The organism is Oceanobacillus sp. FSL K6-3682, assembly GCF_037976165.1.
Classification (GTDB): Bacteria; Bacillota; Bacilli; order Bacillales; family Amphibacillaceae; genus Oceanobacillus; species Oceanobacillus sojae.
The window spans coordinates 709,430-728,492 of the sequence record NZ_CP150263.1 but is presented as its reverse complement, the minus strand read 5'-3'; the positions used below and the strand labels follow the sequence as shown (position 1 = coordinate 728,492).

The following is a 19,063-nucleotide window of genomic DNA, read 5'->3' as shown; positions in this document are numbered from 1 at the left end:
AATTGCGTAACTTGATATTTCGATTAAATGTTCTGATTAATATCCTTTCTTAGCTTAGGATTCCTTATTTCACACAAAATAACCATTATAGAACCTGGTTGTTATCAAACTTTCAGATGTTAGCCCGAATTGGAGCCTATGCAGGGACTAGAGTGGTGATTACTCGCCCCACTGCAGAGCTTTTGTAATTACTTACGCCAGGTTTACCACCTATCCCATAAAACCGCCCCATTTGTGCAGCAAGATACTTTTTACTATCTTATACTGCCAAATAAATTGATTTTTCGACATTATTTATTATACGCTTCTCCACTTCAAACACAAATGATTTGAAGTAAAAAAATGGATAACTCTGCTCAACATATATCCTAAATCAAATTTCTTTCCTAAAAACAAAGCTTACTTTAGTGTAATCCATTTTTTCTTCATAGAATCGATGAGCACTATAGCGCTGCAAACCTGATGATAATGCAACAGATTCAAACTGATACCTCTCTGCCCACTGATGGATATAAGATAAAAGATGTTCTCCATACCCCTTTGAGCGTTTTTGTTTATCAGTCACTAAATCACACACCCAGACAAATCTGCCATAGTACAAGGTAATCATTGGCTTAAATCCTGCCACAGCAACAATTTCTCCCTCTTTATATATAGCGATTAAATGATAACGCTCTACCTTCACCGCTTCTTTTACCAAATCTATATAAGCAGCTTCGTCAAGATGTGTGCGCAGCTGGCACATTACCTTATAAGCTTCCTGCCACTCTTTTTCTGTTGTTAATTCTTTTATTTTCATGGATTATCCTTCCTTTCTGAACAGACAGACTGGCCCTAATTTCTCCATAATTGCAATTTCTCAATATGCAGTCCTTTCTCATCTGTAAAAAGAATAATATCTGCCTTACATTTATACGGGCTCATAAAATGTCTATATTGAATTCTTCTTTCATGGTGTGATCTCTGTATATTTTCCAGATTCCGATTTCGTTCAACGGTATCCCGACTGGAACGCCGATTTAATTCTGTCTCACCATCTGTATAAAGATAAATTTGTAAATCCAAATAATCGGGGTTTATAAATGCAACACTCATTCCTTCCACAATAGTAATTTTTTTATCAGGTTCTACCCTTTCACTTGGTAAATAATCTGTATCAATTGTATTCCATGCCATACCCACTTGAGTCATTTGAATATCACGCTCCAAAGCTTCCACATAATGAGCTAAAGGATGACAAGCAGTCATTTGAGCAGTACGGAGTTCGTTTTGATAAGTATATGTAATTTCCGTGTTGTTCCTTAATGCAGATTTGACGATATATGGATCGGTACAAATTAAATTTACCTCTTGGTTCAAAGCCTGCTTCAAACGTTTGGCAAATGTTGTTTTTCCGGCTCCACCATGTCCAGTAATTCCAATAATAATATGCTTTTTTTGTGCATTTATCCATTTTTTTAAATCCTGTATGATACTATCCATAGGACCACCTCCGCAACTATTATATCTTAACCGGGTAACAAAATAGAAGTCTATTTCCTACGGAGAGGAAAAAGCCTGTCTTAATACAATGAATGCGTTTTCGTAATATAGAATCAGAAAGGAGATCGTTGAACAGTGGAATTACTAAATAAACGGGAAATAAAAATACTTCACCTTCTCTCGAATAGCAAGGAAATGCATACAGGTCAAGAAATAGCATTACTTCTTAATGTATCATCAAGAACTGTTCGTAATGATATTAAAAACTTAAATGTATTATTGCCTAAATACCGTGCAGAAATTATTTCTCAAAAAGGAAGAGGATACGAATTAATTATCAGGGAAGAAAATAAATTTCGGGAGCTGTTACCAAAATCTGAGTATGCAGTGAGCCGTGGACATGCTGGGGATTCAGAAAATAAACAGTATGTTGAAGAAATTATTAGAAAAATACTGATGAACTGTCTGCACGGAGAAGTTATTTTTCAGGAAGAACTCGCTGAGAGTCTATTTATCAGTACCACTTCTCTAAAGAAATATCTTCCACTCGTTCGCTCTGCTTTCAAGGAATACAATCTTACCTTAGTGTCTGACAAGCGGAAAGGATTTGTCATTCAAGGAAAGGAGGAAAAAATCCGGTTTTGTATATCTGACTTTCTATTTCAAAATGAAAAATTTGAATTGCTGGATGATTTATTTCCGAATAAATTTCTTGATGTAGACAATTTAAAAGATATCATCCTGGACTTTCTAATGCAGCATCAATTACGTCTTACAGATGATGCTATTAAAAATATCATCATTCACATAGTCATTACAATCTGGAGAATACAAAACCATCAGGAATCTATTGTAAGTAAAGAGATGCAATCAGCAATGGAGCATACAAAGGAATTTGCAGCAGCTGCTGATATCATTGAAACCATTTATAAAAAAATGGGAATTAATCTAAAAGATGAGGTTTACTATCTGACGCAGCATTTAAGTGCCAGCAGCAGATTATCCAGTCAGAATATTGACACAAAGGATTACGACCAGATAAAACAAATACTCATCGAAGCACTGCACGAAATAAAAGATGCTACGGCGATTGATTTAACAGAAGACCAGCAGCTGATTAACGGATTAATTACGCATCTTATTGTTGCATTCAAACGCATTGTCTACCAAATGAATATTCGAAATGATGCATTAAACAGCATAAAAAATAATTACCCTTTAGCATTTCAGCTTGCTATGAAAACGAGTAATTATCTAACCAAATCAATGAAATTAAATATTCATGAAGATGAAATTGGATATATCGCCATTCACTTTGGAGTGGCACTGGAAAGAAAAGGGCTAAATCAGGCGACGATGAAGAATATACTTATTGTTTGTGGTTCAGGAATGGCAACCGCTGCTTTAATTAAAGAAAAAATATTACGGTCTTACGGAGATCAGGTAAATATCGTTAATACAATGAGTTTATCTGAATTCAAAAAAGACAAGGCAGACAATGTCGATCTCATTATCACTACAATAGATATTCCAAATATTGATTCACAGAAGCTATTAAAAGTAAACCCTATCATTAACAATCAAGATTTATTCACTATACGAAAAAAAATAAATACAGCAAATCAAACTTTTAGTATAGAAACATATCAAAATTTATTTAAAAAAGACCTGTTCATAAAGAACCTGGACTTACAAACAAAAGACGAGGTATTACATTATTTAACAAAACAAATGAAAGACAACAATTACATTAATAACACTACAATTGAATCTATTTTTGAAAGAGAAAAAATGGCTTCCTCAGAGCTATGTAACCTGCTGGCTATTCCACATCCCCTTGTCTATACGGATGGGCGTGCATGCATTGCAGTAGGTATCCTTACCAAACCGATTTCATGGGGAAAAGAACAGGTTCAAGTTGTAGTAATACTATGTATTCCTAAACATCAGCAAGAGCAATGGGAAATTATTTTTAAAAAATTATACCATTTTTTAATTGAAGATTACGGGATTACAAAACTTATTTCTGATTACAATTATGACGATTTCATCAGAAAATTGTATCAATATGAGGAGTTTCATTTATGAAAGAAATCAAATTTACAAAAGAAAATGTCCGCTTAAATGTTCAGGCAGATGATTGGAAGGATGCCATACATCAGGGAGTTGCCTTACTTGAACACAATGGGCTGGTTACAGATAAATATGCGTCCCATATTATCCGCAATATTGATGAATATGGACCTTATATTGTTATATCTCCAGGAATTGCTATTCCGCATGCCAGACCGGAAGACGGAGCCATTGGTATTGGAGTCAGTATTATAACATTAAAACAGCCTGTGCGTTTTCATAACGTAGAAACTCCGGTACGGGTGCTTATCAGTTTTTCTGCTCAAGATAATAATCAACATCTAAATATCATTAAATTAATTGTAAAAATTATTGAAGATGGGCTGATCCAAGAAATAGCTGATATATCATCTATTCAGAAATTGAACGATTTAATCGGAGGTGATAAATAATGCGTCGAGTTGCTTTAATTACCAGCGGCGGTGATGGTGCAGGTATTAATTCTATGATTGAAATGCTTTCCAGAAACAAAGAAATTGATTTATACGGTTTTCATGATGGCTATGACGGTATTCTGGCAAATCAGCCTATTCATTTAACACAGGCAAATTGTGAAAATCATTCCTTAGACGGCACACATTTTCTAAGAACTGCACGCAGTAAGCTGCCCTACACAAAAAATGGCAGACAACAAATTATTCAAACCCTCCTTGAGCAGGATTTTGAATGTCTTGTCATATGCGGCGGTAGCGGATCTCAAATTGCCGCAAAACAAATTCATGAAGAAGGGATGAATACACTGTTTATTCCTATGACCGTCGATAACGATGTGATTGGAACAGACTATACAATCGGCTATGATACAGCACTCAATCAAATATTAAATATCATCGCAAATACTCAAAGTACAGCTGCAAATATGCCTGGAAGGATGTTTATGATAGAGGTTTTGGGTGGAAATGTAGGGAATCTCGCTTTAGAAAGTGCATTAGCAGGAGGATGTGATTTAGCTATCATACCTGAATATTCCACAGACAGAGAGGAAATTGCCAAAAAAGTACAAGCCAAGCTGGCTGAAAAACAATCTTTAATTATCACCTGCTCGGAATCAGCTTATGACAGTAAAAACTACAAAGCAGGAGATCAGGGAGTTTCCTTTTCTATAGCAGAGTCCATTGAACAGTTAACTGGTGTCCGCGTACGAAAAACGGTGGTTGGTTTTTACATCCGCGCTGGGCATCCCTCTAATCAGGACGCAATAATTGCTTCCAAGTTTGGTTATTTTACTGCAGCTGCTATTTTAAATGAAGACTTCGGAAAAATGATAGCTATGAATAACGGCGCTGTAACTACAGTTGATTATAATGATTTGGATTTCTCAGCCAGCACAACGAAACAAGAGCTTTTAACAATAGCAAAAAATTTAAACTTATTAAATTCATAAGGAGTGTTATGTTATGTTACAAATTTTAGTCGTATGCGGCGCTGGATTAGGAAGCAGCTTTGCCTGTCAGATGAGTGTAGAGACTGTATTGAAGGATTTAAATGTCGAGGCTAAGGTGGATCATTCCGACATTGCCTCCGCAGCCGGTACAAGTGCAGATATTATTATTTCAGGGAAAAATTTTGAGGAGCAATTCTCCAGATATGATTTAACACAGGACCTTATTTTTCTTGAAAGATTAGTAGATAAAGAAGAAATTAAAGCGAAATTAACACCAGTTTTACAAGAAAAAGGAGAATTATAGAAAGGGATGAGCTAAGATGTCCGTTCTTAACTTTATAATCGAAAGTATTCTCACACAAGCAGCTATCACAATAGGATTAATTGCATTTATCGGACTATTGCTGCAACGCAAACAGTTTGGCGAAGTAATGTCTGGCAGCTTTAAAACAATGCTTGGATTTATGGTTCTATCAGCCGGATCTGCCATTATTGTAGATTCTCTGTCCTATTTTGGTGAAATTTTCACGGAAGCATTCGGTATGCAGGGAATTGTACCTTCCATCGAAGCAATTAATGGGCAGGCCATGAGTAATCTTGGGCTCGGGAACCAAATAGCATTAACGTTCCTGGCGATTTTTATCTTCAATATTATTATTGCAAGGATTACAAAATGGAAATATATATTCCTGACAGGACAAGCCATTTTATGGATGGCTACGATGACGATTATTTTCGGGAGTGCCGCCGGGTTCTCCGGAATTACACTCATTTTATTCGGGGGATTGATTGGTGGTATCTTCGCAGTAGCGATGCCTGCTATTGCTCAGCCGATTGTCCGTAAAATTACTGGATCAGACGATATTGCATTAGGTCACTTTTGTACTATAGGTTACCTTTTTGGAGCAGGAGTTGCAAAATTAATAGGAAAAGGCTCTAAGTCTATAGAAGATATCAAATTCCCTAAAGGACTGAGTTTTCTATCTGACACGTATCTGTCTGTTGCTTTTGTAATGGTCCCACTTTACGTTATTACTGCAGCTTTTGCGGGAGCAGAATTTGCTTCTCAATTATCTGGTGATGTCAACTTTATTGTTCATGCATTTTTGCAAGCGGTTCAGTTTGTTGTTGGTGTTTATGTACTGCTTTCCGGAGTCCGTTTACTGCTGGCAGAAATTGTTCCAGCTTTCCGGGGAATTGCATTAAAAATTGTTCCAAATGCAAAACCGGCATTAGATTGCCCAGTACTATTCCCATATGCACCTAATGCTGTCACAGCTGGTTTTGTTACTACCACTATCGGTACAGTAATCGCCATGTTCATACTGCCGCTGTTCGGGTTAGCTATGATTCTTCCAGGAATGCTGACTAACTTCTTCGCAGGTGGTACAGCAGGAATATTTATGAACGCAGTCGGCGGCCGGAGAGGTGTACTCATAGGCGGTATTGCTCACGGGATATTCATTACTCTGTTGCCTGCACTGCTCGTACCGTATTTTAATGATCTAGGCTTCATCAATGCAACTGCAACTGATGTTGATACCGTTTCTGCCGGTTTACTTATTAAATGGTTTGTTGAACCAATTATAAATATATTCAACTAGAAAGGAGGAAATACAATGGCGTTCTTCAAAAGAAAAAAGAAGAAAGCTGCTCCCCAAAAAGAAGAAAGAATGATAAATAAGGAAGAAATTCTTACAAAAATTGAGCAGGCAAAGCAAGGGCTTGAAGAAGCTGACGCTGAAGATAAAATTTCATATTTAAATCAAATTGGAAGTCTTTATTTAGAAATAGAAGATTATGACCAAGCAATCACTTATTACGAAACCAGTATTTCTGAAAAACAGGAAATGGGAAAAGCATTTACTGACCTGACAAAGCTTTACAATATTAAACGCAAAGAGGCTTCTGAACAAAATGATAAAGAAAAAGTACAGTATTACCTTGCCAAATCAGATGAATTAATGCAACTGACCAAAGATACTATTCGGGGAAATATGTAAGGAGGAGATTTATAATGAAAAACCTGACGGAATTATTTAAAGAGAATGAAGGAAAAAGAGCGATCGGCTCCTTTAATGTCCATTGTTTGGAGATGCTTCCGGCAATGATTGAAGGTGCAAAAGAATTAAATGTACCTATTATTATTCAAACATCACCCGGAACAGCGGAATATATTGGATTAGACTTACTTGTTTCTTCTATCCAGACGTTGAGTGAGAGAAATAACGTAGATGTTTGTCTGCACATGGACCATTGCACGGATATTGATGTAATCAAACAGGCTATTGATACCGGTTATACTTCCGTAATGTATGACGGGTCAAGTCTGCCATTAGAAGAAAACATCAAGAACACAAAAGAAGTAGTTGCTTATGCCAAAGAAAGAAATGTCTCTGTTGAAGGAGAAGTCGGTTCCATAGGAGGCGCTGAAGACGGTGTTGTTGTCAGTGAAGAAGATGCTATTTATACAGATCCCAAGGACGCTTATCAATTTGTCCAGGAAACGAATGTTGATGCTATCGCAGTAGCTATTGGTACAACACATGGGTTGTATAAATCAAAAGCTAAGTTGAATTTTGAGCTACTGGGGGAACTGGCAAAGAATCTGACCAGTGCAGGCTTGGTATTGCATGGCGGTACAGGAGTGTCCGAGCCGGATATGAGAAAATGTGTAGCTCTTGGCATGAAGAAGGTAAATGTAGGGACAGAGTTAAACAAATCTTATATAGATAATATAAATAGTGCTTTTTCTCAAGCAACACCTTTAACATCACTTCGTAAGCTATTTATTCCTGCAAATCAGCATATTAAAGAAATTGTTAAAGAGAAAAGTGAGCTTTTTCAATTAGTATAAAAAGAGATTCATTTCACAGGAGTTATCACCCTTCTCTACAGCAAGACTGTGGTTACTCATTCTACTTAAAGCTTGAATCAAGTTAAATTCTTTCGTCCAAACGATGAAGCGTAAATCGTTTGGACGATTATTTTTGTGAAACTTTCCATTCTTTCTTCTTAAAATTAATTTTCGCACAAGCTTCTGTCAAAAAAGAGGTCTTTTCATTTTAAACTGAAACAATTTTGCTGATATCCTTCCATTCATACACAAGCAGATCCAGCACATCACCAGCAATCTGAATTTCCTTCTTTTCAACAAGCTCCGCTCCTAACCGTTCATAAAACAAACGGCTGCGGTTTTCCGCCAAAACTTCTACTTGAACAGTGTGAACGGATAGGTCTAAAAAACGTTTAAAACCTTCCAACAACAAAGCCTTGCCTATGCCCTTTCCCTGCCAGTCTTCCAATAGATAAAGAGCTGTTACTTGATCAGTTCCGGCAGAAGCTTCGGATTCCTTAGTAGAAATAGTTATATACCCAACAACTTTATCATCCGTATCCACAGCAACTAATATAATACTATCACCAGCTTGAATAATGTTTTTCCATTTCTGCTTTTTATCTTCTACAGAAAGCTGCTGTAAAAATCGATTATCTATAATCCCCTGGTAACTGGTTTGCCAGCTTTCCACATTCACTTTCCCCATTCCACCGGCATCGGAGGTTCTCGCTTCTCTAATTAAAACCATCTGCATCTGCTCCTTTCAAGATTTATCGGGAAAAATCGCCCGTTAAATCAAGCTTCACTTTATCACAGCATGACCCTCCGTAATTTCTCCTGCTGAAATTGGGGAGTAATTAGCATGTAACATGGAGAAAAACGGAGGCTTCATCTCCTGATTGGTTCAACTACGATTTAACGGGAAAAATCGCCCGTTAAATCAAGTTTCACTTTATCACAGCATGACCCTCCGTAATTTCTCCTGCTGAAATTGGGGAGTAATTAGAGTGTAGCATGGAGAAAAACGGAGGCTTCATCTCCTGATTGGTTCAACTACGATTTAACGGGAAAAATCGCCCGTTAAATCAAGTTTCACTTTATAATGATTTCTTAAAACAAATTATTCTCCCGGCTTCCATAAAACCAAGACGGAGGTGCATGGCGAGGCTTTCTTCATTATCTATGGAACAATCACTTGCAAATTCAATGCAGCCCTGCTCTTCTGCCCAGCGCTCACAAGCCTTTACTAATTCTCTTGCATATCCATTATTTCTATGTGATTCCTTGACGAAAATTCCTTCTAAATAGCCGACTGGTGATGTTTTTGTTCCTTCGACATAATCAAATCTCAGCTGGCATTGCGCGAACCCGATAGCCTTCTCCTTATCAAAAGCTAACAAAATACATGCATGTTTATCGTCTAAATGACTCTTGAATTCCTCTTTTAATGTGCCAAGCTCATTTTTTGACCATAACATTTTTGCTAAACAGGCAACATGATCTATATCTTCTCTGTTCGCTTCTCTCAGCATTTTTTCACTCCTTATTTAAAATGGTTTCATTCAATTCAACATCATAAATAACACACATTTATTATTAAGTCATTCTAAGTTAATATATAATTATAACAAATATTTCTAAATTTTTTATGTGGAATTTTATTTATCTTTATCTATTACTTTGTATAAAATATAGTGTCAGATTTAAAGGCTTTGAATGTATATATAGAAATGTTATTTAATACAAACGAAGGGATTTGATATCAATGACTCATGCTAAAAGTGTTTTACTGGACCAGTTGTTAGCAAATGCGAATGACCAAAGCTGGTATCTTTCTTTTGAGCAGGCTGTTGAAGGAGTTACAGAGAAAGAAGCATTTTGGAAACCTGATAAAGACAGCCACTGTATTGCCGAAATTACATACCATCTCATTTATTGGAATAGAGTATGGCAAACCAGATATGAACAATCTGATGTTCAAGCTGTTAAAGCAATAGAAGATAACGCAGATACCTTCCAAGTCTCTAGTGGACGGTCATTTTCTGATTTAAAAAACGACTTATTAAACACCATTTTAAATTGGCAAAAGCTTATTAATAGTAATCAAAAGTTGGACTCCATCGTTCCCGGATTTCCCGTAGAAGCTGAATGGTGGAATTTAATCAGTAATGCAGCAACACATAATGCCTATCATATTGGACAAATTGTTTATATAAGAAAAATGAAAAAACAGTTTACTTAAAACTATCAAATTTAAATCCCGCATTAGAACTGCTTGATTTACTTTGATATTAAAAATAGCTTTACATTCCCATGTCTTCTTTGATAGAATGATTTCTTGTGTATTTAAAAATACGTTGTAAAGGAATTGTTTTTATGTACTTCTCAAAGAAAGATTTTTTAAATAGATATTATATCGTTCTATTACTTTTAGCTATTTTACTTATTGCAGCAACACTCCGTTCTCCAATTTCATCTGTCGGGCCGCTTATTCCTTTTTTTCGGGGAGAATTAGAAGCCTCCAATGCTATGATTGGATTAGTCAACACACTTCCATTGCTTGCTTTCGGCTTATTCTCTCCGTTTGTACCGAGACTATCCAGCAAATTTGGAATGGAATTTACTCTGCTGATTGCTATGGTTTTTCTATCTATTGGTGTATTTATCCGGGCGAGCGGAGGAATAGAGCTGTTATTATTCGGTACACTCCTGACTGGAATGGCTATTGCTGTCGGTAATATCCTGATGCCGGGATTAATTAAATCAACCTTTCCTTATCGGATTGGGCTGATGACAGGGCTTTATTCTGTCTCGATGAATTTATTCGGCGCGATTGCCTCCGGTATTTCCGTACCGATTGCTTCCATAGATGCGTTCGATTGGCGGAATGCTATGCAAATTTGGAGCATAATCTCTTTAGCAGCTGTCATTGTTTTATTACTGCGACTTCCAGTTACGCGTTCAGGCGGAAAAAAAGTGTTTATGAATGTAAAAAGCCAGCCATCCAGAGCTATCTTCAAATCAAAAATTGCCTGGGCTGTTACATTTTTTATGGGGCTGCAATCACTTATACCCTACAGTTTATTTACTTGGCTGCCTGATATTTTAATCACAAAAGGATTTGATGAAAGTGAAGCCGGATGGTTAATTGCCATTTATCAACTCGGGCTTATTCCAACAACATTTATCGCTCCAATCCTTGCGGGAAGAATGAAAAGCCAGCGTCTGATCGGCTGCAGCTCAGGATTATTATTTTTCCTCGGTCTGTTGGGAGTTGCTTTTACTTCATCGCATTTGATTATTATCTTTCTTATATTAACCGGTGTTGGAGCAGGAACTGCATTCAGTTTAGCGATGATGTTCTTTGTTCTCCGTACCAATACGGTTATAGAATCAGCGCAATTATCCAGCATGGCTCAATCGATTGGGTATATCGTTGCTTCTACCGGTCCTCTTTTTCTTGGAACAATCTCAGAAATGGCAGGAGGCTGGACCGTTCCATTTATTATTTTAATGGCTGTAGCATTATGTATTGCCTTCCTCGGGACAATTGCGGGTAAAAATCAAAAGATTTCCTTTGAATCGACAGAAGAATCAGCAGCAAAATAAAAATAAGGCCGGAGAGTTTCCCAGCCTTATTTTTATTTATCTAACGGCAGTGAAGAAATAACCTTCTTCACATCATCTGCAGACTGATTTAGCTGCTGTTTTTCTTCTTTTGTCAACGGCAGTTCGATAACACTTTCAATTCCTTTTCCTCCCAGAACTGTCGGTACCCCTAAATAAATATCATGATAGCCGTACTCTCCCTCAAGGTATGCAATCGATGGTAATATACGTTTTTTATCCTTCACAATTGCTTCTGCCATTTCAACAAGGGATGCAGCAGGTGCGTAATAGGCACTGCCATTGCCAAGAAGATTTACAATTTCTCCTCCGCCTTTTCTTGTCCGCTCTACAATTGCCTCCAGCTTGTCTTTTGGAAGCAGATTACTGATTGGTATACCTCCTACATTGGAGTAGCGTATTAATGGAACCATGCTGTCTCCATGGCCGCCAAGTACAAATCCAGTCACATCCTCCACAGAAAGTTCCAGTGCTTCCGCAACAAAAGTATTAAAACGTGCGGTATCTAAAACTCCAGATTGACCGATTACCCGATTCTTTGAAAAACCGGTTGTTTTAAAGCAGGTGTAGGTCATAGCATCTACTGGATTGCTTAAAACAAGAATGTAGCTTTCTGGTGCATAGTGAGCAATTTTCTTTGAGATGTCAATCATAATATCTGCGTTGATCGCAACAAGATCATCCCGGCTCATCCCCGGTTTTCTTGCAATTCCTGCAGTAATAATAACCATATCTGCATCTTTAATTTGTTCATAATCTGATGTACCGGTTACTTTTCCATTAAACTTTTCTACAGGTCCCGATTCCAGCATATCCAGAGCTTTTCCTTTTGTCGGATTCTCCTGATCAGGAATATCTACTAAAACAACATCTCCAAGCTCCTTTTGAGCAAGTAAAAAAGCGGTTGTTGCTCCAGTAAACCCAGCTCCGATCACTGCAAATTTCCTTCGTTTAAATGTCAATGTAAATCACTCCTTTATTGCTTAACATCACTATTTCTAATAAGTTTCATCCAGTCTTCCAGCATTTTCAAAGAATATCTCTTTTATGTATTAAAAGAGATAGGTGCTCCAAAATAAGAGCACCTATTTTCTCTATTAATCTGGAAGAATATCAGATAACTCGTTATGCGGACGAGGGATTACATGAACAGATAATAATTCTCCAACACGGCTTGCTGCTTCGCTCCCTGCATCTGTAGCTGCTTTTACAGCCCCTACGTCTCCGCTTACAAGTACAGTTACTAAGCCCGCGCCGATTTGTTCTTTCCCGATTAAATGTACATTTGCTGCCTTTACCATTGCGTCCGCCGCTTCAATTGCCCCTACTAATCCTTTTGTTTCCACCATTCCTAAAGCTCCATTTACTTTACCCATTTTAAATTCCTCCTTAAAATATGTGTTCAAAAAGGCCGATAAATAGGACCAAGAAGTTCAAGGCGACTAGCTTTTTACGAACGGACTTTCACAGGATGTGATGACTTCTGTGTTGTCCACAGGACGTGGACGACTTTAACAGAAGTTCCTCTATACTTTATAATACGTGAGTATCGTAAAAAGCTCGTCAACGTACTTCCGCAGGATGCGGTGGCTTCTACGTTGCCCACACGACGTGGGCGTTCTTAGCAGAAGATCCTCTCATCGCCGTGTCATTTTTATTGGCCTTTTTGAACCTCCTTAAAATATTATTGATTTTGATATTCCTTTAAAACCTGCCTCACAAGCTCCTCTATTTTCACTTTATCAATTTCTTCACTTGCTGCACTGGATTTTTCAACTGCTTCCTTCATTAAGTGCTCTACTTGTTTACTTGATACTGCTTCTGATTTACTTTCTCCAGGCTGTGGAATATCTGCTTCCTTCAAGCCGTAAGCAATGCGTTTTACATTATAAAGGTGACGTGCAGTAATATTATCGGAGCTGATATTCCCGCCATATGCACCACATCCCAAAGTTAGAGAAGGAGCTAGTGCGGTTGTTGCTCCTACTGCCCCTATGGATGACAGTGTGTTTACCAGCACTCTGGATACCGGCATTGCCTTTCCAAACTCGCGGACCAGGTGATCATCCATGGTATGAATAGAGAAGGAATGACCTCTTCCCCCTAAATTCAGCAGCTCTAAGCATCTTTCTTTTGCTTCATTAGAATTTTTTGCTGTATATAATGCAAACACGGGAGCCAGCTTTTCCAGAGAAAAAGGAATATGCTTGCCTACCTGATCTTCTTCTGCTATTAAAAGTCTGGTATTACTTGGAACGTTTATACCTGCTAATTCTGCAATTTTCAGAGCTGACTTCCCGACAATATCCGGATTGACCTTACCAGGTCCAATCGATATAATTTCTTCCATTTTCTTTTTCTCTTCTGGGTTACAAAAGTAAGAACCGTTTTTTTCGAGCTCTCTTTTCACTTGTTCTTGAATAGCCTTATCTACAACAATCGCTTGCTCTGTAGCGCAAATTGTACCGTTATCAAAGGTTTTACTATCAACAATCATTTTTACACTTTTCTCAATATCGGCTGATTTTTCAATATACACCGGCACGTTTCCAGGGCCTACCCCATACGCAGGCTTTCCTGAACTATAGGCCGCTTTAACAAGGCCTCCACCGCCAGTGGAAAGAATTAAATTCACGTCTGGGTGAGTCATTAATTGATTGGTTGCTTCCATACCGGGCTCCGAAATCCAGCCAATTAATCCTTCTGGTGCCCCTTCTTCCAGCGCAGCCTCCATGCAGATTTTCAGTGTTTCTACGGTGCATTTTTTAGCTCGCGGATGTGGGCTGACTACAATCGCGTTTCCTGACTTCAGAGCTGCTATTGTTTTAAACATTGCTGTAGAAGTAGGATTGGTTGTCGGGATAATGGCAGCTATCACACCATATGGATAAGCAATTTCTGTTACTTTATTTTCTGTATCTTCATGAATAACCCCGATGGTTTTCTCATCTTTAATAGATTCATAGACATCTCTTGAACCTACTTGGTTTTTTATAAGTTTATGCTCTACAACACCCATTCCTGTTTCTTCTACAGCCATTCGTGCTAATTCTTTTGATTGGTTGAAGGCTGCTGCAGCGATTGCTTTTACAATGGAATCAATTTTCCACTGCGAGAATTGCATAAATTCCTGCTGTGCTTTTTTGGCCTTCTTTACTGCATCCCGCATTTCTTGAATAGAGGATAAATCCTTATCTAGTGTCAACAGTAACACTCCTTCCCTGCCTAATTTCCTTTTGTATATGGTTTGAGAGTAATTACCTCACCTATCTTTTGATCCACCACCTCAGCCTGCTGTTCAACAGGATCTGGAAGCGGACTTTCATGAGGCCATATTTTAATAGTTGTATTCTTGCTGACATCCTCTTCCTTCATTTCTTCTAAAACGGTGATAACCATTTTCGTTACTCTTTCTACAAGCTCTCTATCCATCTCATTCCTCCTTCCTGCTCTGCTGTCTCCGGACTTTAGCATTTTCATGGAAGATAAGATTCTCAGATTGATGGCTGGCAGCATATGCTTTCATTTCGTCCAATGACTGACATCTGACAAGAGCAGGAATGATATCTATACCTTCCCCTGTATAGGCAGATGTGATAACAATCGGCCCTTTGACAATTGCCTTTTTTAATAAGCTGATTGCTTGTTCTATATTGGCTTCACTTGCATCTGCTTTTGTAACAACACCGATCGGCAGTTTATTAATTCCTAGACTGAACCCGGGTGCAAAAATTGTTTTTTCATTGGTTGCATCCTGCACAAATAACACATGTGTAATCTCAAGGGAGGTTGCCATAATACTCCGGTAATGCAAGGGGTTTTCTGTATATTCCCCGGGAGTATCGACAATCCAATCCTCATAAATCAAAGACTGTGTTTTTATTTTTTTCGGCTGTCTCTCTCTACCAAAAAGCACTTCCTTTAACGTCGTCTTTCCAGCATCTATTCCGCCAAGAATCATGGCTCGATTTTTCAATGGCATTTACCCCCCTCCCTTTTTAAGATTTAGTAATTTCTGCAGGTGTGTAGCTTAAAATATCTGCCAAAAATTGATTTACATCATGCAGTGCTGTCTCCACCTCGGAAACACTGCCTACAATCACTAGGCTCCCAGTAAACCGGTCAAGAAACCCGATATCCACATTTGCAGCTTTCGTGGCACGATCGCCGGCTATAATAACTGTCTCGCTCGGTGTCAGCGTTAGTATCCCTAATGCTCCAGCCTGCTGCACGCCTAATTTATCGAACATATCCTCAACAGGATTAGCTATTAAATGGCTCAGAGTTACTTGTTTTCCAGGTACAAATTCTTGAATAAACCTTTTTTTCTCTTCCATATGCACTCCTTCTTTCCTTCCCTTTTTTACATTTCCCGGAATAGGAAAGCTGCTTTTCATATTTCTCAGGTAGCTTTTGTAAGCTTGGTTTCTTTCTCTTCGCTTTTTCCTAAAATAGCATTTGCAATCACAATTGCGATTACAATTGCGATAATCCCTCCGGCGAACTTTCCAATAATCATTGGAAAAATCATTTCTCGTGCTACTCCTGCAGCAAATCCCAGATGGTCTCCGAGTACGAAGGCTGCTGGTACAGAGAATGCTACGTTAATTACTTTTCCACGATTATCCATATCCTTCATCAAATTAAACATGGCAATATTATTAGCCAGTGTTGCAACCATACCAGCTGCAGCAACATCATTCATACCGAGCATTTTTCCCATGTTCATCAGCGGCTTCTTAAACACACGGGTGATTACTTCTACCATAACAAAGGCTCCGGCCAGCACAATCGCAATACTTCCAACTACCTCTATCCCTTCTCCTAAAGGAGCAATTCCAGGTATAACGGTAAAACCTGTCAGAACATCAATAATACCGATTGCCAAGCCTGCTGTTGCAACTACTACCACGCCATAACCAAAAATCGTAAAGCCTTTAATCATCTGATTTGGTATTTTCCAAAGTCCCAAAATAACGAGGGCTGCCAGGATAAAGATAGGAATTAAATTCATAATAACCATGGAAAAGGAATACCCTGCTACTAATCCACCAACAATTGCTCCAAAAGGAATTGCAATAAAGCCTGCCAGCATACCGGTAGCAAGATAACGCTGATCTTCCTTTTTAATAATTCCTAAGGATACAGGGATAGAGAATACAATTGTCGCCCCCATCATTGCTCCAAGAATAATACCAGAGAACATAGCTGCATCCTGACTCTGTCCCAGCTCTTGAGCCAACTGCAGGCCTCCCATATCAATAGCTAATAAACTTCCGGCAAACATAGCCGGATCTGCACCAAGCGCCGTATAAATTGGAACAATAACAGGGCTCAGCACATTCGCAAGGACAGGAGCCATGACAATAATACCGACCATCGCAAGTGCCAAGGCACCCATTGCCATAATACCCTCATCAAATTTATCTCCGAGTCCGAGTTTATTTTTAAATATCTTATCTATGGCACCGACTACCATGAAAATGACCATAATATAAATTACAATCTCATTTATGCCCATACCTCTTCCCCCTCAACTCATGTGATTTTCTATTCTTTTTGAACCATATCAATTGAATCAACCACGCCTACAATTACGGAATCGATGGGCAGTCTTTCTTTTCCAAAAGCAGACCTCGCACTGCTTCCTCTCGTTACTAATACGGTATCTCCAACACCAGCACCCGCTAAATCCGCAGCAACAAAGGTAGAGGATAAATCATCATTATATGTTGGTTTGACAATTAACAGCTTCAGCCCGTTCAGCTTTTCATCTTTTCGTGTTGCCCATACAGAGCCCATCACATCGCCGATGATCATTCCTCATTCTCCTCACATCGTTGAATTTCTAATTTATGCTTTTTTGCGTAGTCCATAGCCAGCGGCGTAGCAATACTATTTTGCGGAATCAGAACCTTCTTCTTTTTCTGCATCAGCAGCTTTTGTAAATCTCTTTCTGTAATGACCCGCTTCTCTATAAATTCCGTGTCATTTCCAGATGCATGACAGCTTTCTAGAGGTTTATCAGCCTTTTCTATATTTGAAGATGCTTCCTCCGCATTCTTTTTAATAATCTTGCCGAGTGCTCCCTGCTGGAACCCACAGGAATTTGCTTCATCAAAATCAATATGCATATAAGTCTGATAGTTGGGATGAACACGTATAACAACATCATCAAATATAAGTGACCGTTCCCCAAACACCTTTACCTGTACGATTTCTTTATGCTCTACCTGGAGTTTCGCAGCATCATGCAAAGCTACATGAATATGCCGTTTAGCGACGATAAGTCCTTTATCCAGCTGCAATTCCTTATCTCCATAGACAAGTGTTACCCCTGGTGTTCCGTCAATATCCCCGCTTTCTCTCACCGGGATATTCCCTCCTAAAACAACTGCATCTGTTTTAGACACTTCAACCTGGGAGGAGCTTCTTTCAGGTCCTAAAATCACTACATTTTCAAGATTTCCCTTAGGTCCTTTGATTGTAATTCTTTCCTTACATGCGTACTGACCCGGCTGTGATAATTCTTTAGCCTTTGTTAATTGATAGTCTGCACCAAATAAATAATCGACAGCTTCTCTGCTTAAATGTACATGCCTGCCAGAGGCTTCTATTTCAACTAAAGACTGGTTCAGCATTTCCTTCTTTACTGCTTCTTCGATCGTTTTTACAAGTAGCTCGTCCAAATCAATCACCTCAATTCTAAAGCTCCGCTACTTCCAGATTTTAAGCTTCATCAAATTGCTTTGGAAGGATTGCACTAACCTCAGTATGCGGACGTGGAATAACATGGACGGATAATAACTCCCCTACACGGTCAGCAGCTGCTGCTCCAGCATCTGTTGCTGCTTTTACTGCTCCCACATCTCCTCTGACAAGTACAGTTACCAGCCCTGCACCAATCTGTTCTTTGCCAACTAACGTAACATTTGCTGCCTTTACCATTGCATCAGCTGCTTCAATAGCCCCGACTAATCCTTTTGTTTCTACCATTCCTAACGCATTTGCATTTTGCATTATAAATTCCTCCTTTAAGTAATTAACCTATTTTTCTTTCTTTTCATTACTGTCTTTTGCAAGTATTGCCTGGACTAACTCACTCTTTCTTGCATATTTTATATTTTTTGCTTGATCCAGCAGGGTGATATCATTTGCTCTGGCCAGCTGTCTTAATTGAAGCACTGTCATTTTTTCCAGATTTTCCAGTTTCCATCCCGGGGTGGAATAATCAGGTTTTGTATCTATACCTGGTTTGTTTTCAGCTTCAGGGCTGGGCTGTATCTCAACTTCCAGCTTGGCAGGGGCTGCTTCCTGTAATGGAAGCTTTTTTAGCAAAGCGCTGGTTTCATGATGCATTCTCGGAATAACATGGACGGAAATCAATGTTTGAAGTGATGTAATTGCATTTTCACCAGCTTCCACTGCCGCCTGAACAGCCGCAACATCTCCAAGCAGCTGAACTGTAACAAGCCCGCCCTTGATAATTTCTGCATCCAGGAGCTTCACATTTGCCGCCTTTACCGCTGCGTCTGCTGCTACAATAGAGCTCAATAATCCTCTCGTTTCAATTAATCCTAATGCTTCCATTTATCTCA

At 38.6% G+C, this 19,063-nt stretch carries 23 protein-coding genes and 1 pseudogene; 9 read left to right on the top strand and 15 right to left on the bottom strand.

Features of this window, described 5'->3' with window-relative positions:
- Nucleotides 1-373 precede the first annotated feature (373 nt).
- Both MHH51_RS03755 and MHH51_RS03750 read right to left on the bottom strand, forming a co-directional pair.
- The gene (locus MHH51_RS03755; protein WP_339284558.1) at nt 374-799 is read right to left on the bottom strand and encodes a GNAT family N-acetyltransferase; all 426 of its coding nucleotides are present in this window, start codon (nt 797-799) and stop codon (nt 374-376) included.
- Nucleotides 800-834: 35 nt separating this feature from the next.
- Nucleotides 835-1,482, bottom strand: coding sequence for an AAA family ATPase (locus MHH51_RS03750; protein WP_339284557.1), 648 nt, complete (start codon nt 1,480-1,482; stop codon nt 835-837).
- Nucleotides 1,483-1,617: 135 nt separating this feature from the next.
- On the opposite strand from MHH51_RS03750, the gene MHH51_RS03745 reads away from it, so the two are divergent.
- Genes MHH51_RS03745 through MHH51_RS03715 form a run of 7 tightly spaced genes read left to right on the top strand, consistent with a single transcriptional unit; the run spans nt 1,618 to nt 7,856 of the window.
- On the top strand, nt 1,618-3,570 hold the full coding sequence (locus tag MHH51_RS03745; RefSeq protein ID WP_339284556.1) for a BglG family transcription antiterminator: 1,953 nt from the start codon (nt 1,618-1,620) through the stop codon (nt 3,568-3,570).
- A complete protein-coding gene (locus tag MHH51_RS03740; RefSeq protein ID WP_339284555.1) occupies nt 3,567-4,007 on the top strand; it encodes a PTS sugar transporter subunit IIA in 441 nt (146 codons plus the stop codon). The genes MHH51_RS03745 and MHH51_RS03740 overlap by 4 nt, the downstream gene beginning before the upstream one ends.
- A complete protein-coding gene (locus MHH51_RS03735) occupies nt 4,007-4,999 on the top strand; it encodes a 6-phosphofructokinase (protein ID WP_156985771.1) in 993 nt (330 codons plus the stop codon). Before MHH51_RS03740 ends, MHH51_RS03735 begins: the two co-directional genes overlap by 1 nt.
- 13 nt (nt 5,000-5,012) lie before the next feature.
- Nucleotides 5,013-5,303 (top strand): PTS sugar transporter subunit IIB, encoded by a 291-nt coding sequence (locus MHH51_RS03730; RefSeq protein WP_156985772.1) that lies wholly within the window; start codon nt 5,013-5,015, stop codon nt 5,301-5,303.
- 16 nt (nt 5,304-5,319) lie between these two features.
- Complete coding sequence (locus MHH51_RS03725; RefSeq protein ID WP_339284552.1) at nt 5,320-6,603, top strand: PTS sugar transporter subunit IIC; 1,284 nt, start codon at nt 5,320-5,322, stop codon at nt 6,601-6,603.
- A gap of 15 nt (nt 6,604-6,618) precedes the next feature.
- The gene (locus tag MHH51_RS03720; RefSeq protein ID WP_339284551.1) at nt 6,619-7,002 is read left to right on the top strand and encodes a hypothetical protein; all 384 of its coding nucleotides are present in this window, start codon (nt 6,619-6,621) and stop codon (nt 7,000-7,002) included.
- Between the two features lie 14 nt (nt 7,003-7,016).
- Nucleotides 7,017-7,856, top strand: a complete 840-nt coding sequence (locus MHH51_RS03715; RefSeq protein ID WP_339284549.1) for a class II fructose-bisphosphate aldolase — start codon at nt 7,017-7,019, stop codon at nt 7,854-7,856.
- Between the two features lie 208 nt (nt 7,857-8,064).
- Here the strand turns inward: MHH51_RS03715 and MHH51_RS03710 are convergent, their stop codons facing one another.
- Complete coding sequence (locus MHH51_RS03710) at nt 8,065-8,586, bottom strand: GNAT family N-acetyltransferase (protein ID WP_198048598.1); 522 nt, start codon at nt 8,584-8,586, stop codon at nt 8,065-8,067.
- A 349-nt stretch (nt 8,587-8,935) separates the two neighbouring features.
- A complete protein-coding gene (gene aac(6') / locus MHH51_RS03705) occupies nt 8,936-9,370 on the bottom strand; it encodes an aminoglycoside 6'-N-acetyltransferase (protein ID WP_339284547.1) in 435 nt (144 codons plus the stop codon).
- Nucleotides 9,371-9,603: 233 nt separating this feature from the next.
- On the opposite strand from aac(6'), the gene MHH51_RS03700 reads away from it, so the two are divergent.
- On the top strand, nt 9,604-10,080 hold the full coding sequence (locus MHH51_RS03700; RefSeq protein ID WP_339284545.1) for a DinB family protein: 477 nt from the start codon (nt 9,604-9,606) through the stop codon (nt 10,078-10,080).
- Between the two features lie 98 nt (nt 10,081-10,178).
- Nucleotides 10,179-11,447, top strand: a complete 1,269-nt coding sequence (locus MHH51_RS03695) for an MFS transporter (RefSeq protein WP_339284543.1) — start codon at nt 10,179-10,181, stop codon at nt 11,445-11,447.
- A 32-nt stretch (nt 11,448-11,479) separates the two neighbouring features.
- Here MHH51_RS03695 and mdh read toward each other — a convergent pair whose 3' ends face one another.
- From mdh to MHH51_RS03640, 11 genes and pseudogenes are all read right to left on the bottom strand, one after another.
- Nucleotides 11,480-12,427 (bottom strand): malate dehydrogenase, encoded by a 948-nt coding sequence (gene mdh / locus MHH51_RS03690; RefSeq protein ID WP_339284541.1) that lies wholly within the window; start codon nt 12,425-12,427, stop codon nt 11,480-11,482.
- Between the two features lie 135 nt (nt 12,428-12,562).
- Entirely contained in the window at nt 12,563-12,841 is a 279-nt protein-coding gene (locus tag MHH51_RS03685; RefSeq protein WP_077604696.1) for a BMC domain-containing protein, read from the bottom strand.
- Nucleotides 12,842-13,149: 308 nt separating this feature from the next.
- Nucleotides 13,150-14,670, bottom strand: coding sequence for an acetaldehyde dehydrogenase (acetylating) (locus MHH51_RS03680; protein ID WP_339284539.1), 1,521 nt, complete (start codon nt 14,668-14,670; stop codon nt 13,150-13,152).
- Between the two features lie 20 nt (nt 14,671-14,690).
- Nucleotides 14,691-14,897 carry a hypothetical protein gene (locus MHH51_RS03675; RefSeq protein WP_339284537.1) on the bottom strand — a complete coding sequence of 69 codons (207 nt, stop codon included), beginning with the start codon at nt 14,895-14,897 and terminating at the stop codon, nt 14,691-14,693.
- A 1-nt stretch (nt 14,898) separates the two neighbouring features.
- Nucleotides 14,899-15,447, bottom strand: coding sequence for a EutP/PduV family microcompartment system protein (locus MHH51_RS03670; RefSeq protein ID WP_156985782.1), 549 nt, complete (start codon nt 15,445-15,447; stop codon nt 14,899-14,901).
- Between the two features lie 16 nt (nt 15,448-15,463).
- Nucleotides 15,464-15,802: a BMC domain-containing protein gene (locus MHH51_RS03665; protein ID WP_077605184.1), complete on the bottom strand. Its 339-nt coding sequence runs from the start codon at nt 15,800-15,802 to the stop codon at nt 15,464-15,466.
- 65 nt (nt 15,803-15,867) lie between these two features.
- Nucleotides 15,868-16,986, bottom strand: a complete 1,119-nt coding sequence (eutH, locus tag MHH51_RS03660) for an ethanolamine utilization protein EutH (RefSeq protein ID WP_339284534.1) — start codon at nt 16,984-16,986, stop codon at nt 15,868-15,870.
- 29 nt (nt 16,987-17,015) lie between these two features.
- The gene (locus MHH51_RS03655; RefSeq protein ID WP_077604700.1) at nt 17,016-17,285 is read right to left on the bottom strand and encodes a EutN/CcmL family microcompartment protein; all 270 of its coding nucleotides are present in this window, start codon (nt 17,283-17,285) and stop codon (nt 17,016-17,018) included.
- Between the two features lie 230 nt (nt 17,286-17,515).
- A pseudogene (eutD, locus tag MHH51_RS03650) lies at nt 17,516-18,154 on the bottom strand (ethanolamine utilization phosphate acetyltransferase EutD); the annotation flags it as partial.
- 40 nt (nt 18,155-18,194) lie between these two features.
- Nucleotides 18,195-18,485, bottom strand: a complete 291-nt coding sequence (gene pduA / locus MHH51_RS03645; protein WP_077604702.1) for a propanediol utilization microcompartment protein PduA — start codon at nt 18,483-18,485, stop codon at nt 18,195-18,197.
- 27 nt (nt 18,486-18,512) lie between these two features.
- Nucleotides 18,513-19,055, bottom strand: coding sequence for a BMC domain-containing protein (locus MHH51_RS03640; protein WP_339284533.1), 543 nt, complete (start codon nt 19,053-19,055; stop codon nt 18,513-18,515).
- Nucleotides 19,056-19,063 lie beyond the last annotated feature (8 nt).

Excerpts from the sequence above, each read along its gene's own strand:
- MHH51_RS03755 (WP_339284558.1), bottom strand. The coding sequence starts at position 799 with ATGAAAATAAAAGAATTAACAACAGAAAAAGAGTGGCAGGAAGCTTAT.
- MHH51_RS03750 (WP_339284557.1), bottom strand. The coding sequence starts at position 1,482 with ATGGATAGTATCATACAGGATTTAAAAAAATGGATAAATGCACAAAAA.
- MHH51_RS03740 (WP_339284555.1), top strand. The coding sequence starts at position 3,567 with ATGAAAGAAATCAAATTTACAAAAGAAAATGTCCGCTTAAATGTTCAG.
- MHH51_RS03735 (WP_156985771.1), top strand. The coding sequence starts at position 4,007 with ATGCGTCGAGTTGCTTTAATTACCAGCGGCGGTGATGGTGCAGGTATT.
- MHH51_RS03730 (WP_156985772.1), top strand. The coding sequence starts at position 5,013 with ATGTTACAAATTTTAGTCGTATGCGGCGCTGGATTAGGAAGCAGCTTT.
- MHH51_RS03725 (WP_339284552.1), top strand. The coding sequence starts at position 5,320 with ATGTCCGTTCTTAACTTTATAATCGAAAGTATTCTCACACAAGCAGCT.
- MHH51_RS03720 (WP_339284551.1), top strand. The coding sequence starts at position 6,619 with ATGGCGTTCTTCAAAAGAAAAAAGAAGAAAGCTGCTCCCCAAAAAGAA.
- MHH51_RS03715 (WP_339284549.1), top strand. The coding sequence starts at position 7,017 with ATGAAAAACCTGACGGAATTATTTAAAGAGAATGAAGGAAAAAGAGCG.
- MHH51_RS03710 (WP_198048598.1), bottom strand. The coding sequence starts at position 8,586 with ATGGTTTTAATTAGAGAAGCGAGAACCTCCGATGCCGGTGGAATGGGG.
- MHH51_RS03700 (WP_339284545.1), top strand. The coding sequence starts at position 9,604 with ATGACTCATGCTAAAAGTGTTTTACTGGACCAGTTGTTAGCAAATGCG.
- MHH51_RS03685 (WP_077604696.1), bottom strand. The coding sequence starts at position 12,841 with ATGGGTAAAGTAAATGGAGCTTTAGGAATGGTGGAAACAAAAGGATTA.
- MHH51_RS03675 (WP_339284537.1), bottom strand. The coding sequence starts at position 14,897 with ATGGATAGAGAGCTTGTAGAAAGAGTAACGAAAATGGTTATCACCGTT.
- MHH51_RS03670 (WP_156985782.1), bottom strand. The coding sequence starts at position 15,447 with ATGCCATTGAAAAATCGAGCCATGATTCTTGGCGGAATAGATGCTGGA.
- MHH51_RS03665 (WP_077605184.1), bottom strand. The coding sequence starts at position 15,802 with ATGGAAGAGAAAAAAAGGTTTATTCAAGAATTTGTACCTGGAAAACAA.
- eutH (WP_339284534.1), bottom strand. The coding sequence starts at position 16,986 with ATGGGCATAAATGAGATTGTAATTTATATTATGGTCATTTTCATGGTA.
- MHH51_RS03655 (WP_077604700.1), bottom strand. The coding sequence starts at position 17,285 with ATGATCATCGGCGATGTGATGGGCTCTGTATGGGCAACACGAAAAGAT.
- pduA (WP_077604702.1), bottom strand. The coding sequence starts at position 18,485 with ATGCAAAATGCAAATGCGTTAGGAATGGTAGAAACAAAAGGATTAGTC.
- MHH51_RS03640 (WP_339284533.1), bottom strand. The coding sequence starts at position 19,055 with ATGGAAGCATTAGGATTAATTGAAACGAGAGGATTATTGAGCTCTATT.